Source organism: Pseudomonas sp. P1.31, from assembly GCF_001269815.1.
GTDB lineage: Bacteria > Pseudomonadota > Gammaproteobacteria > Pseudomonadales > Pseudomonadaceae > Aquipseudomonas > Aquipseudomonas rustica.
In genome coordinates, this window is record NZ_LHVN01000005.1 from 101,297 (window position 1) to 117,906 (window position 16,610).

The following is a 16,610-nucleotide window of genomic DNA, read 5'->3' on the forward strand; positions in this document are numbered from 1 at the left end:
CTCGGTCACTGTGGGAGCCGGGCTTGCCCGCGAAGAGGCCGGCACTTTCAACATTAATGTGGCAGACAGTTCGCTTTCGCGAGCAAGCTCGCTCCCACAGGTTTTTGAGGTGTTCACAGAATTTGTAGGCACCTCGGTCATTGTAGGAGCAGAGCTTGCTCGCGAAGACGGTGTGTCAGGCAGATCAATGCTGAATGCCCCACCGCTTTCGCGAGCAAGCTCGGCTCCTACAGGTTTTTATGGTGTTCAGAAGAATTGTGGGCACCTCGGTCACTGTGGGAGCCGGGCTTGCCCGCGAAGAGGGCGGCACATTCAACATTGATTTGGCAGACAGTTCGCTTTCGCGAGCAAGCCTGCTCCCACAGGTTTTTGGGGTGTTCACAGAATTTGTGCGCACCTCGGTCACTGTGGGAGCCGGGCTTGCCCGCGAAGAGGGTGGCACATCCAACGTTGATGTGGCAGACAGTCCGCTTTCGCGAGCAAGCTCGGCTCCTACAGATTTTGTGCTGTGTGCGCTGGCGTGTTGCCAGCAGTGTTGCTCGGTCGCGTCTACACTCAATCGCATCAATGGAGGTTGCGCTCGGCAGTGCGCCGGCAAAGGAGTGCGCCATGTCGCCTCGTTCGCAGTTCAATGGCCCGGCCCGGCAACGCGGGGCGATCGGGTTGATGGCGGCTGCCACGCTGAGTGTGGCGCTGGTGGCGATGCTGTTGGTGGTCGACACCGGGCGCTTGTACATGGAGCAGCGCAAATTGCAGCGGGTGGTGGATAACGCCGCGCTGGAAGCGGTGAGCCGTGGCGGCAACTGTCTGCCCGGTTTGACCGCTGCCACTTACGCCGGGCAAAGCGCGGTGCGTAATGGTTTTACCGTCGATGCCAACAACACCCTCGCCACCACCTGTGGTTCGTTAGTCACGGCCGCGACCGGATTGCGCTCGTTTACCGTGGATGCCACGCAAGTGGCAGCGGTGCGCGTAGTCGGCAGTCACACCCTCACCACCAGTTTTGCCGGCGGCGTGCAGGCGTTGTTCAGCGGCACGGCGGTCAGCCTCAACACCACGCTTAACGCCACGGCCGTCGCCGCGAAACCCCAGCCGACCATCGCCCAACTGAACATTCGCAGCACGTTGGCCACGATCAATACCGCGCAATCGAACATCCTCAATCCGCTGTTTTCCGGGCTGCTCGGCGGTAACGTCAACCTCACGGCGCTGGGCTGGGACGGCTTGCTCAAAACCGATATCAACCTGCTCAGCTACCTCAATCAATTGGCGATCAACCTCAACGTCGCCGCCGGTAATTACACGCAACTGCTCAACACCCAGGCCACGGTCACTCAACTGATTCAGGCCGCCGCGACGGTGGTGCAACTCAACGGCGCGACGGCGGAGGTGATCACCGCGCTGGGCCAGTTGCAGGTGGCGGCGATCAACGCGGCGCCGGTCAAACTTGGCGATATTCTGCAATTGCAGACCGGCACCACGGCGGCGGGGCTCGACGCTAATCTGCAACTGCTGCAACTGGTGCAGGGCGTGATTCAACTGGCCAACAGCAAAAGCGCGGTGGCGGCGACGTTGCCGATCAGTGTGTTGGGGCTGGCGAATGTCACGGTGAAAGTGAAGGTGATCGAGCCGCCGCAGTTTTCTGCGATTGGTGATCCGGCGCTGGCCAAGGTCGATCCGCTGGGGGCGAACCGGATTTATGTGCGCACTGCGCAAATTCGCACGCTGATTTCAACGAATCTACCGGTGCTGAGCGGCGTGACCGGGCTGACCAACGCCGTGCTTGGACTAGTCGGTGCATTGACGCCGACGCTCAATGCGCTGCTGAGTCTGGACTTGGTCGGCACGCTGAACTCGCTGGGCTGCCTGCTTGGCGCGGGTTGCGAGCAACTGGATCCGCAACTGCTGCCGACGCCGCGCATCGACATCAGCCTGGATGTTGGCGGTGCGAAAAGTTATGTCACCGATTTCCGCTGCCCGACGGGCGCTACCGGCACCAAAAGCCTGACCGCCCACACCATCACGTCGATTGCCGACCTCAAACTCGGCAAGATCGACGCGACCAATGCGTTCTCTTCGGCTGCCGAACCGACGGTGGCGCCGTTGGCATTGATCGATCTGGGTATCGTCACCTGCCACAAAATCCTCGGGCTCGGAACCTGTGATGCATCCACCCACGTCCCTTTCGGCGCCGGCGGTATCGGCATCATGCTCGACACCAGCGTCGCGCAAAACTCGCAGGATCTGGTGTTCTCCAGCTCAACGCCGTTCGCCACCCCGGCCAACCTGAAATTGCCGCCGAGCATTCAGGCGGCCGTGCCGACTACCAACATCGTCAACAGCCTGTCGAACACGCTGGCGGGGGTTAACCTGATTGTCTATCGACCGCTGGGTAGCAATCCGTTGGGTGCCATTGTCACGGGCGTCGCGTCACTGATCAGTGACGTCACCAACCGTTTACTCCCAGCGGTCACCGCTGTGCTGAGTCCCTTGCTGGATCCTATTCTCAACAACCTGCTAAAAAGCCTAGGCATCAACCTGATGGACGTCGACGTCGGCGCCAACATGACCTGCGGGCAAACCGGCAAAGCCTATCTAGTCATCTAATCGTCCGCCGCAATCGGCAGTTCAATACAAAACCGCGCGCCCTCGACCGAGTTGCGCACGCTCAAAAGCCCACCCATGTTGTCGATGATCCCGTAACTCACCGACAGCCCCAACCCCGTGCCGACACCAATCGGTTTGGTGGTAAAAAACGGCTCGAAAATCCGCTCGAGCAAACGCGGGTCAATGCCGCCACCGTTGTCCTCGACCCACAGCCTGACCTTCTCATCATCACGCTCGGCATAAATCGAAATCCACGGTTTGAAGCTCGAATCCTTCTCACGCTTGCTCAACAACGCATCGCGGGCGTTGACCATCAGGTTGATCAACACCTGCTCCAGTTGATCGACATAACCGCGCACCTGTACCTGAAAACCGGTGTCGCTGATGCGCAGATCCACGCCTTTGCCGCGCATGCCTTCAGCCAACAGCGACAACGTGCCTTCGATGGCGGAGGCCGGATTGAACAGTTGCTGCTCGATCTCCGAACGGCGGCCGAACACGCGCATGTGATCGACAACCTTCGCCGCACGCTGCACCTGCGCGTCGATGCGGTTGAGTTTGTCGGTCAGGTAATCGACCTGCACATCGCCATTACTCAAGCGCTTGAGCACGTTGACGATAGCCATGCGCATCACGTTCAGCGGCTGATTGATTTCGTGCGCCAACCCCGTGGCCATCTCGCCGAGGGTGGCCATTTTTGCGCTCTGCGTGAGTTGCTGCTGCGAGCGGCGCACTTCGGTGTTGTCGCGACCCACCGCTTGCACTTCGATCAACTGCCCGCGCTCATCGAACACACCGCGATCCGACCACACCCACCAGGCATGTTCGCGGCCAGGCAATTGCAGGCTGATTTCGGCGGTGCTCACCGGGTTGTCCGGGGTCAGCAGCGTCAGGCGCTGGACGAACGCGGCGCGCTGCTCGTCGGACATCCAGGTGCCCAGATCGATGCCCGGCAATTGCTCCGGCGTGCATTCCAGATAGTTAGCCAGTGGCCGGTTGCCGAAAGTCAGGGTCAGATCCGGACGATAGCGGCAGATCATCGCCGGTGAATCTTCGACCAGAATCCGATAGCGCTCTTCGCTTTGTTTGATCCGCTCAGCGGCCAGCGTCGCATCGGTGACATCCAGCCACAGGCCAACAGCTTCGACCGGCAAACCGAGGTCGTTGCGCAGCAGTTTGGCCTCGTCGAGCAGCCAGTGATAGTCGCCACGGCTGTCGCGCAATCGATAACGCGCACGCACCGAACCTTCGCGCAGCAGCTGCCGAGTACGCTGGAAATACACCTCGCGATCTTCCGGATGCAGGCGCTCGATCAGCGCCGCCGCGCTGCAATCCTCCAGACGCAAACCGAGCAATGGTTGCAGGCTGGCGCTGAAAAACGCCGGTTGCAACGCACCTTCGGCGTAGTGCTGCACGTAAATAACCGCCGGTGAACTGGCGATCAGATTGTCCAGCCGCGCATGGGCGGCGGCGGCCAGTTGTTGCTGGTTTTTGATGTCGCTGATGTCGAGCATGAAACCGACCAGCCGCCGGTGTTCGGCGCTGCCGGTGACTTGTCCTTGCACGCGAAACCACGTCGGCGCCTGCTCGTTATCCGCAGGGTGCAGACGCACGCTCAAGGTCAGCGGCTCGCCGTGTTGTTGCAGGGCGTGCAGTCCGCTGCGCATTTCCTCGCGATCGGCAGGATGGATCTGCGTCAGCCATTCTTCCTGGGTCAATCGTGTCGCCTGCAGTTGTAGGGCTGCAGCCAATGACGGCGCCAATTGCACCGCGTCGCCGACACCGGGGATTTCCCACCAACCGGTGCCGAGCAAGGTCTGTAGGGATTCCAGACGTTCGTGCTGGCGATGATGTTGCTGCTCGCGCAGACGCCCGAGCAACGGCGCCGCCAGTGAACTTGCCAGCCACATCCAGTCGCGCACGGTCAGATAGGGCGCTGCGTGATCAACGTCGTAAAAACCGCAGAGCAGCCATGCGACCACGCCGCGATCATCGCTGTAGGGCACGGCAAAACCGTCGGCGTTGCCGAAGATAATCTGCACCCGCGAATGTTCGTTGAGGCCGTGATGCGCGTCGAGTCGCTGCGGCGCGGTGCCGTTCAAACTGTCGAGCGGCGTGCCCAGTCGCTGACCGTCGTGCCACAGCGTCGGCGCATCATGGGCCTGAAACTGCCGATAGATTTGCCAGCCCTGTTCCTGTTCATCGAGCAGCGCCAATGCCAGACAAGGGATATGCCAGCGCTGGGCGATGATCTGCAGTTGTTCGCTGACAATCGTCGGCAAACGCAGCGGGCCGCAACTGCGCAATTGTTCGCTGATTTGCCCGGCGATCACTTGGCAGGCGTCGTGGTGGCGCGCTTGCTGGCGTTCGATGAGCAAGTCGGCGATGTCCATCAACTGCAACAGCCAGCCGTTGCCCCAGCGCTGCGCCCAGCCGCGCAAATGCAGCACCTGATCGCCGAGGCAGGCGAAGTCGAGATCGAGCAGTTGCCCCTGCCAATCACTTGGCTGGCCCTCGATGGCCAGGCAACTGTGGGCAAGCAAGTAGTCGCTCAGCGGTAACGGTTGAGCATGAGGTTTCTGTTGTTCCAGTACATGGCGCAACGGCCCGGCCATCTGCAATACCGCGCCGTCATCGTCGAGATGAATGTGCAGGCCCAGCATCGGCGAGACCAGAGGCTCCAGCGGTTCGTGAGCGACGACCGCTGAACGCTTGAGCAACCGCCCGAAAAGTTTATCGCCCGCCGTCAAAATTGCAGACTCGATTGGGCGGTCAGATTGGTCGGCAGGCTGGGCACGGTACCAACTCCCGGCAGCACCAGAAACGGCAGCACCTGATTGAGTTTGCTGACCGGGTAATTGACGCTGACGGTGAGCGTGCCGTTGAGACCTTTAGTGCTGTCGAAAACCGCGCTGGTATCGGTGCCAATCACCAAATTGAACGACGACGGCACCCAAGACAATTGTTGAGTCAGTGCTGCATTCGCAGCATTGACGACCGCCGTCGCATAACCGGGCGTCGTCGGGTCAATGGCGACGCTACGGCGCACGGCTTCAGCCGTCGCCTGATTGAACGATTGCATCATCACGAACGGCAGGCTGTAGCTGATCAAGCCGTAAAACACCGCAAAAAAGATCACGAACACCAAGGCGAACTCAATCGCCACCGCACCTTTTTGCGACTTCCGAAAGCCGTTTTTCATGAGTGCGTCTACCCTGACAGTCACTGCGTAGTATCAGCATAGAATCATTCAGCAAAAACGGACGGTTTTTACCGGATGCAGAGTTTTATCCTTCTCGTATGGCTGCTGGTTTGCGCCGCTCAGGACGCCCGGCAGCGGCGCATCACCAATCTCTTGACCGTCGGTGTCGGTGCCTTGGCGCTGGGGTTTTTATTGGCCACCGGCAGCACATGGCTGGGTGCTCAGGCCGGGCAGGGCGGCTGGGCGGTTTTGTTGGCGTTGGCGTTCACCCTGCCGGGTTATTTGATGGGCCGCATGGGCGCCGGCGATGTGAAACTAATGACAGCTCTGGGCCTTGCGACGGACGGTATTTTTGTTCTTTGGACATTTGTCGGCGCCGGTATCGCCAGCGTGCTCTGGCTGCTGCTCGCGCCAAGAGTCTGGCTGCATATGAGTCAAGGGCTTAGAGATCGTCTTCGATATTTGGGCCCGGGATCGTCAAAAAAGCTGCCATTTGCGCCGTTTGTGCTGCTCGGCACGGGGCTGGCTTTTTATTGGATCCACTAGTCGCCGGGTGCCACTAGTTCTATGTACATAGTCGGAAAGTACGTCTACTTTCAAAGGAGCTGGTTATACAGCCAAGGGCTGTCAGTACAGGAATGGTCAGCTTTGGCCTAGGGCATGGAGTGGCACGTGAACAAGCTTACGTCTGCGGTAAAAGTCCTCGTGGTTGATGATCAACCCTTGATTGTCGAGGAGTTGTGCGAGTTTCTCGAGTCCAGCGGTTATCGCTGCGTCCCCTGCGTTTCCAGCCAAGAGGCGATCGAGCGTTTTACTGAAGACGCGCAGATTGGTCTGGTGTTGTGCGATCTGCACATGCCGGGGATGGATGGCATTGAACTGGTGCAGGCGTTGCAGCGCCTGGCCGGCAAGCAGCGGGCGTTCGAGGCGATCATGTTGACCGGGCGCGCGGACAAGCAGGACGTGATCAAGGCGTTGCGCGCGGGGATTGCTGATTATTATCAGAAGCCGATTGATCTGGCGGAGTTGCTGGAGGGTTTGCAGCGTCAGGAGTTGGCGTTGCAGGAGCGGCACAAAAATGTGCAGCTTGGGCATTTGAATCAGAAGTTGCAGTTTTTGTCTGAGTCGATTGATGACCTTTACCAGGATCTGGATAAGGTTCGGCGTAGTCCTGCGACGGTGGTGCGGGATAGGTTGGGCGGGGAGGCTGAGGCGGCGGAGATGCCGGAGATTTTCAATCAGTTGTCGCCACGGCAGTTGGATGTGGCGCGGTTGGTGGGGAAGGGGCAGACGAATTATCAGATTGCTTGTGAGTTGGGGATTACCGAGAACACGGTGAAGCTTTATGTTTCGCAGGTTTTAAGGTTGACGCATATGCATAATCGGACGCAGTTGGCGTTGGCGCTTTCGCCTGGGCGGGGGCGGGTTACGGCGCATTGATTTGGGTACATATCCGGTATTTGTGTGATGGCGGATTAGGGTTCCGCCCTTACGGCGGGTCACTTTGGCAAACGCCCCAAAGTAACCAAAGGTCTTTGCCCTGACGTCCGGCCCTCGCTAAGGCTCGGGTTCCTTCGCTCCGGGTTCATCCGGGGGCATCGCCTACGGTTTGCTTCGCTGCACCTCCTCTCGATGCTTTCCCCGTATGAATCCCTCCCGCTCAGCCTCCCGACGGGCTCTAAGATCAAAATCAAAAGCAGGCGAGCTGACACTCGGCCTAGTGGTTGGCGTGGATCGCCGCGATTTCATGTAGGAGCTGCCGAAGGCTGCGATCTTTTGATCTTCGTTGGATTCGCCCCTCACCCCAGCCCTCTCCCGAGGGAGAGGGGGCCGATTTTTGGGCTTTTCAGAATGTGAGTTCAACTCGGTATCCCACGTCGGCGTAACTCGCCCAAACACCCGGATCAGTCCCCTCTCCCTCTGGGAGAGGGCTAGGGTAAGGGGCTTTCAGATCATACGCGGCAGCCTTCGGCTAGGGGGGCATCGCCCACGGTTTGCTTCGCTGCACCTCAATGCTTTCGCCGTACGAATTCCTCCCGCTCAGCCTCCCGACGGGCACTAAGATCAAAAGCTGCACCCGAGCTTGCGCTCATCGTGTCGAGTGGTTAAGAGCGTGGCGTGTTCGGCTTTGGTTTTGTGTTGAGGCTGCCCCTCACCCCAGCCCTCTCCCGAGGGAGAGGGGGCCGATTTTTGTGGTTTTCAGAGTCTGTGTTCGGCTCGGTATTTCACGTCGGCGTACCTCGCCCAAACACCCCGGTCAGTCCCCTCTCCTTCTGGGAGAGGGCTAGGGTGAGGGGCTTTCAGATCATGCGCGGCGGCCGAGCGTGCACTCATCCTGTGTAGGAGCTGCCGAAGGCTGCGATCTTTTGATCTTGTCTTACAAAACGAAATCAAAAGATCGCAGCCTTCGGCAGCTCCTACACGGTATGAGATTGTCAGTTTTTGGTCTCAATCTTCCCGCCCGCATCCGGGTCATACAGATCCGGGATTTCGTATTTGTATTTTTTGATCCAGCGCTGCATCGCCAATTCACGCTCAGTGGCCGTCGCCGGTTGTGGGTTTTTCGAGGCGGCCTGGTTGCGGCTTTGCAGGACGAGCCAGCCTTCGGTTTCCTGTTGTTGCGCCGAGGCGGGGCCGGCGTCGATGGCGTGGGCGCTGAGGGGCAGGCTGAGCAGGGTCAGGTAGCACAGGCCTTTGACGGGGTTCATGGCTGTCTCCTTATTTGATCGAGGACGGCAGTGGGTCGGCGACGACCGCGACCTGGTTGCTGGCCGCGGGTTTGGCTTTGACCGGGGCTTTGAGTTTTTCCGCGCGTTCCTGGGCTTCGGTGAATTGATCCGGGGTCAGTTTGGCGCGGCTGACGATTTCGGCGGCTTGCGGCCAGTTGTTCTGGTAGAGCAGTAAGGTGACCAGGTTCTGCGCCGCCAGTTGGTTGTTTTGCTTGAGTTCGAGGGCGGTGAGGAATTCGAAGCTGGCGTCGTTCAGGCGCAGTTGGTTGAGGTAGACCACGCCCAGGTCGTTGCGGATTTTTTCGTCGGTGGGCGCCAGGCGCACGGCGCGTTGCAGGTGCGCCTGGGCCTGGCCGTTGTCGCCGCGCGCGGCATAGAGTTGGCCGAGGCCGTGTTCGGCTTCGGCGGTCAGGCAGCCGCCGACGAGGCTGCGGTAAAGCGGTTCGGCTTCGCTGCGGCCGAGCAGGCGATAGACCTTGGCTTTGCGCAGACGCACTTCGCTGAGGTTGTCCGGCAGGCTTTCGAGGTTGGCGAGGCTGGCGTGCAGTTTGCCGTCGTTGGCCAGGTCGTCCGCCAGGTTCAGCGCCAGTTCCTGTTCCGAGGACAGTTTGCTGCAACTGGACGGCGACAGTAACGACGTCCACGGCGCCTGGCCGTTGGTGGCGCAACCGCCGAGCAGCAGCAGACTGGCGATGACTATCAGTACTTTCATCAAACACGCTCCATGAGTCGGATTCAGGATGCAAACGCCCGGGTAATCGCAGTGAAGCCGGGGCCGGCGAGGACGATCAGCAGCGCCGGGAACAGGAACAACATCATCACCACCGACATTTTTGCCGACATCTTCGAGATGTATTCCTGCAAGCGTGTCAGGCGCCGGTCATCCAGCAGTTGTTTGAGCGCCAGCAGCGATTTCATCGCGCCGCCGCCCTGTTGGATCAGTTGTTGAAGGATCACGCAGGTGTCGGTGAATTCGTCGACGGCGAGCATCACCGCGGCTTTGTTCAGCTCCTGACCGAGCTCCAGGCCGGAGTCGACACGGACGAGGATCAGGCGCAGTTCGCTGGTCAGTTCCGGCAGCAGTTTTTGCCCTTCGATGCTCAGCACGCGCAGCGCTTGTTCCACCGCCATGCCGGATTCGAAGAGGATGCGCAGCAGCGGAATGAAGGTGGAAATTTCCACCGAGATGATTTTCTGCCGACGCCCGGCGGCGTAGGCGAGTAGGCGTTTGGGCAACAGGTAACCGGCGCCGGCAGCGAGCATCGGCATGATCCATTCGTTATCGGCGTGAGGGAAAAACACTTCCTGCAGAAACACCGCGACGCCAAGAGTCAGCAACGGCGTACCGATCTGGCAGGCGGCGAACAGCGCGCGCTCGTTGGCGCGGCGCCAGCCAATGCGGCTGAGCAGGGTTTGGGTTTCGCTGTCGATGCTCACCGAGCGCCGCCCAAAACGCGTGTTACCGAACGCGCGCAACCAAGTGCCGAAGCGGTTTTCACGCACCAGATGCCCCTGCAAACGCTGGTTGACCTGGCGCACGCGACGGCGCTCGGTGAGCAAGTGGTTGGCCACCAGCAGCAGGGCGCCAAGCAATAACATCAGGGCGGCGAGATAGAGCATTTCAAACACTCCGCAACATGCGCCACAGCGCCAGGCATCCGAACACTTGCAACAGCGCTGCGATGATCAACATGGTGTGGCCACCCGAGTCGTGCCACATGCCGAGCATGTAACCGGGATTGGTCAGCATGAAATAGCTGACGAGGATGATCGGCAGCGAGCCAAGCACCCACGCGGTCATCCGCGTTTCACCGGTGAGGGCACGCAATTGGCGGGCGCCCTGATCGCGCTCGCGGATCAGTTTGATCAGGTTCTCCAGCAGCTCGCTGGCGTTGCCGCCGTAGCGGTGATTGACCTTGAGGCCGAGGGCGAACATGCGCAGTTCGTCCTGCTCGTACAGCTCGGCAAAGTCGCTGACCGCGTCGGGCAGATTGACCCCCAGTTGTACGTTGCGCTGCACCCGGCCCATGGCTTTTTTCAGCGGATCGTCACTGGCCTCGATGCCGCCCATGACCGCGTCGCTCAAGGTGCGCCCGGACTTCAGACTGCGCACGGTGTGATCGAGTAACTGCGGCAGCTGCTCGATCATGCGCTTGATTCGGCGCCGATAAAGGAAGGCGATGTACAGCCGCAAAATCAGCGGCGGAGCGACCAGCATCACCAGCAAACCGACCCAGTCGAACAACAGATAACCGAGACCAATGGAGACCGCCCACAGGCTCATCCACAAGCCGAAACGCTCGGTCGGACGGCCCAAACCTGCGCGCAAAAACATCCGCTCAAGGCCCACCCATTTTGGTTTTTCTTCGGCCAGTTGCGGTTGCCCGGCGGCCAGTCGACCGAGGACTTTTTCGTTGGCGGTTTTGCGTATGCCATGCAGAAACAAACGGATCGACAGCCCGAGCAAAACCAGACACAAGGTGATGAGAATGACCGGTCCCAGCATGCTCCGTGCTCCTTGCCGTCAGCCCAGATGAGTCTCGTGGCGCAACTTGTCGCCCGCCGGATTGACCGCTTCACGGAGGAAGCCGAAACCGGTGCGGCGGTCGAGGCGGAACAGGGTGTTGGTGACGTAGACGTCTTCGCGGATGCCGACCACTTCCACCACTTCGCTGACGCAGCGGCGGCCGTCGGGCATGCGGGTCAACTGGATGATCACGTCGAGCGCCGCGCAGATCATCTGGCGCAAGGTGCGCTCGGCGATGGCGCGACCGGTCAGGCCGACCAGCGTCTCCAGACGCAGCAGCGCATCCTGCGCATTGTTGGCGTGCACGGTGCTCATCGAACCGTCGTGGCCGGTGTTCATCGCGGTCAACACATCGACCACTTCGACGCCGCGAATCTCGCCGAGGATGATGCGGTCGGGGCGCATCCGCAGGGCGTTGCGGATCAGGTCGCTGGCCTTCACTTCGCCGTGGCCCTCGGCATTCGGCGGACGGGTTTCCAGACGCACCACGTGCGGGTGGCCGAGCTGCAATTCGGCGACGTCTTCGATGGTCACCAGACGTTCGTGCGGGTTGATCAGTTGGCTGAGGATGTTCAGCAGCGTGGTTTTGCCGGTGCCGGTACCGCCGCTGATGAGAATGTTGCAGCGCTTGCCGACCGCGTCCTGGAGGAATTCGAAGATCTGCAGATCGATGGTTTGCATCGCCATCAGGTCGCTGCTTTTCAGCATGTCCTTTCGAAATTTCCGAATCGACAGGCACGGGCCGTCGAGGGCAATTGGCGGAATGATCGCGTTGACCCGGCTGCCATCCGGCAGGCGCGCATCGACCATTGGCGACGACTCATCAAGACGCCGACCGAGCGGCGCGAGAATCCGCTGCATCACCCGTTCAACGTGATGCGCATCGATAAAACGCAGGTCACTTTGATGCAGCACGCCGTCGCGTTCGATGAACACCCGGTGCGGGCCATTGACCAGAATTTCCGTCACCGTTGGATCGCGCAGCAGCACTTCCAGCGGGCCAAAACCGGTGAGCTCGTCGACGATTTCTTCGCCCAGCCGCTCCATCTCATAACGCGAGATCGCCAGGTGCAAACGGGCGATGTATTCGGCGACTTTGTCGGTGACGAATTGCGCGAGTTGCTGGCGCGAACCCTCCAGCAGGTTTTTTCCCGACTCTTCGATGGCATCGATGATGTAGCGGTGCAGCACCAGTTTCAGGCCTTCGTGATCGGTGTTGCCCACCGCCCCGCGTTGCGGCGAGCCGAAGAGTTTTTCGCTGCTCATGTGTTGCCTCGCAGACGCCCGAACCAGGTGACTTTCGGTTTCGCCAGCCCTTCGGAGCGTTTCGCCAGACGTTCGCCGAGGGCGCGCAGGCTTTGCGTGAGTTTTTCTCGCGGCGCCAGTTCGAACAGGCTGACACCCTGATTTTTTGCGTTGAGGCGGACTTCGGCGTTGGCCGCCAGAACCGCGATAACTTCCAGGTTGTAGGTCTTGCCGAGGGTTTCCGCATCCGGCGCGACGTTGCTTAAATAGCGGTCGATCAGCAGTCGGCCGTGGTCGAGTTTCATGCCTTTCTCGCGCCAGTTATTGAGCACGGCGAGGTTGCGTCGGCAGTTGAGCACGTTCTGATCGGTGTACCAGAGCAGCTTGTCGCAATGGCTGACAAAAGTGCGCAAGGCTTCGCTGTCGGCTTGCCCGGTGAGGTTGACGACGATGTGCTGGAAGTGCTGACGCAGGGCGCTGAGGAGCATGAACAGTTCGGCGGCGCTGGTGGTTTCCAGCGGCTCGTCACTGCTGGCGTAAGCGAGGATGCGCAGCCCGGCTTCGGCGCTGGTGAAAGCGCTGTCGATCAGCGTGGCGTCGAGGCGTCTTAGATGGCGCAGGGCATCACCGAAGTGGAACGAGCTCTCTAGGCCCAGCAACGCGAGGCTGTCACCACGGGGCAGACCGAGGTCGAGGAGCAAGGTTTGCTGACCGCTCTTTTGCACGACCATCGCCATGTGATTGGCCAGCAGTGCGCCGTCGGAGCTGCTCTGCACGCCATACATCACGGTCAGGCCACCCAGTTGCGTGTTCGGTGCCACCGGCGGCAGACGTTTGCTCAGGCGCCGCACCAATCCTGCGACTTCGCTGGAGCGCGAACCGTAGGCGACGAAATCCCGTGCGCCGGCGCGCATTGCATTCAGCACAAGCTGATTGTCCATGCCGTCGCCGAGGGCGACGATCGCCAGCATCGGTTTGGCTTCCAGCGCACCTTCGATCAGCGCGCTCTGCGCCACGACGTGTTCGCGATCAAGGCCGACAAACACCAGATTGGCGAAGGTGACATCGACCAGCGCGAGCAATTCGTCGAGGCTGCCGCCACCGGCGCTGACCACTTGGCCGAGCGGCGCGAGGGCGCTTTGCAGCCATTCCAGATCGGTGCTGTTGCGGGTGATGGCGAGGAACGTCTGGCTCAGGCTCTGGCTCATTGGGACAACCCACTGCGCTTGTCGAAATTGCCGTTTTCGAGGAAGAACATGCGATAGAAATTCGGGTCGTAGTTGCGCAGTTTTTCCCCCGGCAACGACGGCAGTTGCGCGTCGGCGGCCAGCGGCTGCACCAGGTGCGGTGTGACGATCATCAGCAGTTCGCGCTCTTCGCGTTTGATCTGCGAATCACGGAAAAACGCGCCCAGCACGGGGATGTCGCCCAGGCCCGGAAACTTGTTCACCTGCGAAGTGTTGGTGGTGCTGATCAAACCGCTGATGACGAAACTTTCGCCGTCGGCCAGCGACACACTGGTGTCTGTGCGGCGCACGGTCAGCGCGGGCACTGGCGTGCCGCCGATGTTGATGGCGTTGGCGTAATCCAGTTCGCTGACTTCTGGTGCGACTTTGAGGGTGACACGATTACGGTCGATCACGGTCGGCGTCAGCGTCAGACGAATACCGAATTCCTTGTATTCGATGGTCACCGTGTCGCTGCCGGAGCTGGGCACCGGAATCGGGATTTCGCCGCCAGCAAGGAAGCTTGCGCTTTGCCCGCTCAGCGCCACCAGACTTGGCCGCGCCAAGGTGTAGGCGAAGCCGCTGCCTTCCAGCGCATTGATGATCGCCATGGTCTTGCCGCCGATCCATGAGAAGTTGAACAGGCCGTTGTTCACCGGCAAGCGTGGCTGCGGCACGCCGTCAATATTCGGCAATGTGCCGGGCGAGCCGAACAGGAAGTTACCGCGTACGCCGATCAACGAGGCGGTGGCTTCCTTGAGTTTGGTGCGGCTGACTTCGACGAAACGAATGTCGGTCTGCACTTGCGACGGCAGGTTCGGATCTTCTGACGGCGGCAGGCTGGCACCGGTGAGTGCGGCGGTGGCGGCGCCTTGCACGAACACCATGCTCTGGCGCGGTTCGCTGGAGCACGACGTCCAGACCATCAGACTGGTGGCGCCGGGCGCGACGCCGGTGAGCAGAAAAGACGAGCTGCCGTTGGCGTGCACGTCAGCAATTTTCGGATCGCCAATCGCCAGCCGCGTGATCGCCACCGGTGATTGCACATCCTGTTGAAAGCCCTCGCCGATTTCGATCACCGGCGGCATGCGCCCGAGTGCCGAGCAGTTGCCGGTGGCCGCCCACACGGCGTCCATCGACAGGCCCATCAACAACATGGCCTGCAGCATTGGTTTTAAGGTCGGCCAGCAACGACTCGGCATGCACTTGGATCCTTGCGCAATCATGGGGTTTGTTGAGTGATCTGGTTGCCGCGAATGATCTCCACCGCCGGCCGTGCAACGGCGCCGGAGCCACCGCTGGACGGCACTTTTGGCGCCGCGCCGAGGGCCAGTTGGGTGAACTGGAAGAGTTGACTGTTGGCGTTATCGATGTGGGCGGGCGCCTGACTTTCACCGGCCCAGTATTTCGCCAGACGTTGTTCTTCACTGCTGCGCACGGCCAGGCGCAAGGTGCCGACTTGGGTCGCGAGCATCATCCGGCTGAGCAATTGTTCCGGTACCGCCAACACCACGGTGCGTGCGGCGATGCGGCGCTGATCCTGTTTGATTTTTTCGTCGGCACTCAGCGCGGGGGAGGCGGGTTGGCCGTCGTTGGTCAGGCCGTATTGATCACCGACGCCGAGCACGCGCATGGCCGGTAAAACAATCTGCGCCGACTGCTGCAAGTTGCTGCCGTCCTGGCGCAGGTAGAGGAGGACATCGACGTAGTCACCGGGTAGTAATTGCCCGGCAGCGCTGATCACTTCATCGACGGCCACGGTGAGCGCGCGTTCATCGCTGTGGATCATGCGTGCCAGTGAGCCACCGGCGGAGAAGCTTTCATCGTTCAGCCAGGTGCCGGCGCTGAGGTGCCGCCACGGTGTGCGACCGACCGCTTGATCGACGCTGCTCAAGCTGCCGGCCGGGGCGCTGCGCAGTTTTTCCACGGTGACGTCGGCGGCGGTCAGCGGCGAAAACGGTGGCACGTCGTGGAGCAGAACCACCACCGGTTGGCGGGTCTGGTCCTCGGCGATCGCGACAGTTTTTTCAACGGTGACGTTCGGCGCGGCTGGCGCCTCGGCAACAGGTGCCGGTTGGCGGCTGAGCACCAGCCCCCAGTAACCGACAAAAACGGCGCCGAGCAACAACACTGCTGCAAGGCCCATGGTGACGCGACTGTTCATGACGGCTCTCCCTTTCCTGCTGCACGACCCACCGCTTTTTTCAACGAGAGATTTCGCAATCCGGCAGCTATGAACATTCAACTATTTCGCTATTTCCACGCTAGCTGATCCAAGCCAAAACGCCATTAGTGACAGACAAATAACTGACTAAAGTAGGGGTGTTGGCCAATTAACAGCAGGAAACGGCCGATCACCAATGGACTAATCCTTTGTGATTAATCCGTTCTTACAGTTGTTGGGAGGGGGTTTGTTGACAATGCTCAAATGGCACGGTGGAACCTTGCCGCTGTAGCGTGACATCGGCGCCAAAGGCGCGAAGGAGTGGACGTATGTTTCGTATGACTCTCGACTATCTGCGGGCGCATGCCCGGACATTCTGCAAAAGCGACGAAGCGGCGTCGGCTATTGAATACGCGATTGTTGTGGCGATGGTCGCCGTGGTTGTCGTGGTATTTGTGACACCTGTCGGCGATAAGGTACTGGCGATTTTCAACGTCATTCTGACCAAGCTTGGCGGTACGGCGCAGACCAAGCCGGGTATCTGATCGAACTCACTCTTCCCTTATTCATTGCTTGCGCGCGCTAGTGAATTGCGAGCGCAGGTTTTGACGAGGCTGTTGTTTTTTTCCGTATCCGGCCAGCGGCTGGAACGCAGGAGAATGGCCATGTTTCTTGATTATGTGATTACGCGCGTGCGCTCGTTTCTGGCGAGTACTGAAGCGGCGTCGGCTATCGAGTACGCGATTGTTGTGGCGATGGTTGCTGTGGTTGTCGTGGTGTTCGTAACGCCTATCGGAGCGAAGGTGTTAGCGATCTTCAACAGTATTCTGGTGTCCCTGGGTGGCACTGCGCAGACCGCTCCGACGCCTTGATCGCGATGATGGGCGAATGACGCGCTACACTCGGGTTC

General features: G+C 60.3%; 15 protein-coding genes. 5 read left to right on the top strand and 10 right to left on the bottom strand.

The window, feature by feature from the left end; genetic code table 11:
* Positions 1-609 precede the first annotated feature (609 nt).
* Positions 610-2,607, top strand: coding sequence for a pilus assembly protein TadG-related protein (locus tag AD669_RS03095; protein ID WP_053116919.1), 1,998 nt, complete (start codon positions 610-612; stop codon positions 2,605-2,607).
* Here the strand turns inward: AD669_RS03095 and AD669_RS03100 are convergent.
* Positions 2,604-5,357: an ATP-binding protein gene (locus tag AD669_RS03100; protein WP_053116920.1), complete on the bottom strand. Its 2,754-nt coding sequence runs from the start codon at positions 5,355-5,357 to the stop codon at positions 2,604-2,606. The genes AD669_RS03095 and AD669_RS03100 overlap by 4 nt on opposite strands.
* Positions 5,354-5,809, bottom strand: coding sequence for a TadE/TadG family type IV pilus assembly protein (locus AD669_RS03105; protein ID WP_053116921.1), 456 nt, complete (start codon positions 5,807-5,809; stop codon positions 5,354-5,356). Before AD669_RS03105 ends, AD669_RS03100 begins: the two co-directional genes overlap by 4 nt.
* A gap of 75 nt (positions 5,810-5,884) precedes the next feature.
* Here AD669_RS03105 and AD669_RS03110 point away from each other — a divergent pair, with 75 nt between their 5' ends.
* Positions 5,885-6,355: a prepilin peptidase gene (locus AD669_RS03110; RefSeq protein WP_053116922.1), complete on the top strand. Its 471-nt coding sequence runs from the start codon at positions 5,885-5,887 to the stop codon at positions 6,353-6,355.
* A gap of 126 nt (positions 6,356-6,481) precedes the next feature.
* Positions 6,482-7,249, top strand: a complete 768-nt coding sequence (locus AD669_RS03115; RefSeq protein ID WP_053116953.1) for a response regulator transcription factor — start codon at positions 6,482-6,484, stop codon at positions 7,247-7,249.
* 995 nt (positions 7,250-8,244) lie between these two features.
* Here AD669_RS03115 and AD669_RS03120 read toward each other — a convergent pair.
* The 8 genes from AD669_RS03120 to cpaB are packed head-to-tail and all read right to left on the bottom strand — an operon-like array spanning position 8,245 to position 15,700.
* A complete protein-coding gene (locus tag AD669_RS03120) occupies positions 8,245-8,517 on the bottom strand; it encodes a DUF3613 domain-containing protein (RefSeq protein ID WP_053116923.1) in 273 nt (90 codons plus the stop codon).
* A 10-nt stretch (positions 8,518-8,527) separates the two neighbouring features.
* On the bottom strand, positions 8,528-9,250 hold the full coding sequence (locus AD669_RS03125; RefSeq protein ID WP_053116924.1) for a tetratricopeptide repeat protein: 723 nt from the start codon (positions 9,248-9,250) through the stop codon (positions 8,528-8,530).
* 23 nt (positions 9,251-9,273) lie between these two features.
* Positions 9,274-10,158: a type II secretion system F family protein gene (locus tag AD669_RS03130; RefSeq protein ID WP_053116925.1), complete on the bottom strand. Its 885-nt coding sequence runs from the start codon at positions 10,156-10,158 to the stop codon at positions 9,274-9,276.
* 1 nt (position 10,159) lies between these two features.
* On the bottom strand, positions 10,160-11,044 hold the full coding sequence (locus tag AD669_RS03135) for a type II secretion system F family protein (protein WP_053116926.1): 885 nt from the start codon (positions 11,042-11,044) through the stop codon (positions 10,160-10,162).
* 18 nt (positions 11,045-11,062) lie between these two features.
* Complete coding sequence (locus AD669_RS03140) at positions 11,063-12,331, bottom strand: CpaF family protein (protein WP_053116927.1); 1,269 nt, start codon at positions 12,329-12,331, stop codon at positions 11,063-11,065.
* Positions 12,328-13,518, bottom strand: coding sequence for a pilus assembly protein (locus AD669_RS03145; RefSeq protein ID WP_053116928.1), 1,191 nt, complete (start codon positions 13,516-13,518; stop codon positions 12,328-12,330). The genes AD669_RS03140 and AD669_RS03145 overlap by 4 nt, the downstream gene beginning before the upstream one ends.
* Positions 13,515-14,738: a type II and III secretion system protein family protein gene (locus tag AD669_RS03150; protein ID WP_053116929.1), complete on the bottom strand. Its 1,224-nt coding sequence runs from the start codon at positions 14,736-14,738 to the stop codon at positions 13,515-13,517. The genes AD669_RS03145 and AD669_RS03150 overlap by 4 nt, the downstream gene beginning before the upstream one ends.
* A 20-nt stretch (positions 14,739-14,758) precedes the next feature.
* Entirely contained in the window at positions 14,759-15,700 is a 942-nt protein-coding gene (cpaB, locus tag AD669_RS03155; RefSeq protein WP_053116930.1) for a Flp pilus assembly protein CpaB, read from the bottom strand.
* Between the two features lie 338 nt (positions 15,701-16,038).
* Here cpaB and AD669_RS03160 point away from each other — a divergent pair, with 338 nt between their 5' ends.
* Positions 16,039-16,245, top strand: coding sequence for a Flp family type IVb pilin (locus AD669_RS03160; RefSeq protein ID WP_053116954.1), 207 nt, complete (start codon positions 16,039-16,041; stop codon positions 16,243-16,245).
* Between the two features lie 120 nt (positions 16,246-16,365).
* Entirely contained in the window at positions 16,366-16,572 is a 207-nt protein-coding gene (locus AD669_RS03165) for a Flp family type IVb pilin (protein WP_053116931.1), read from the top strand.
* The last annotated feature ends 38 nt before the right edge of the window (positions 16,573-16,610 follow it).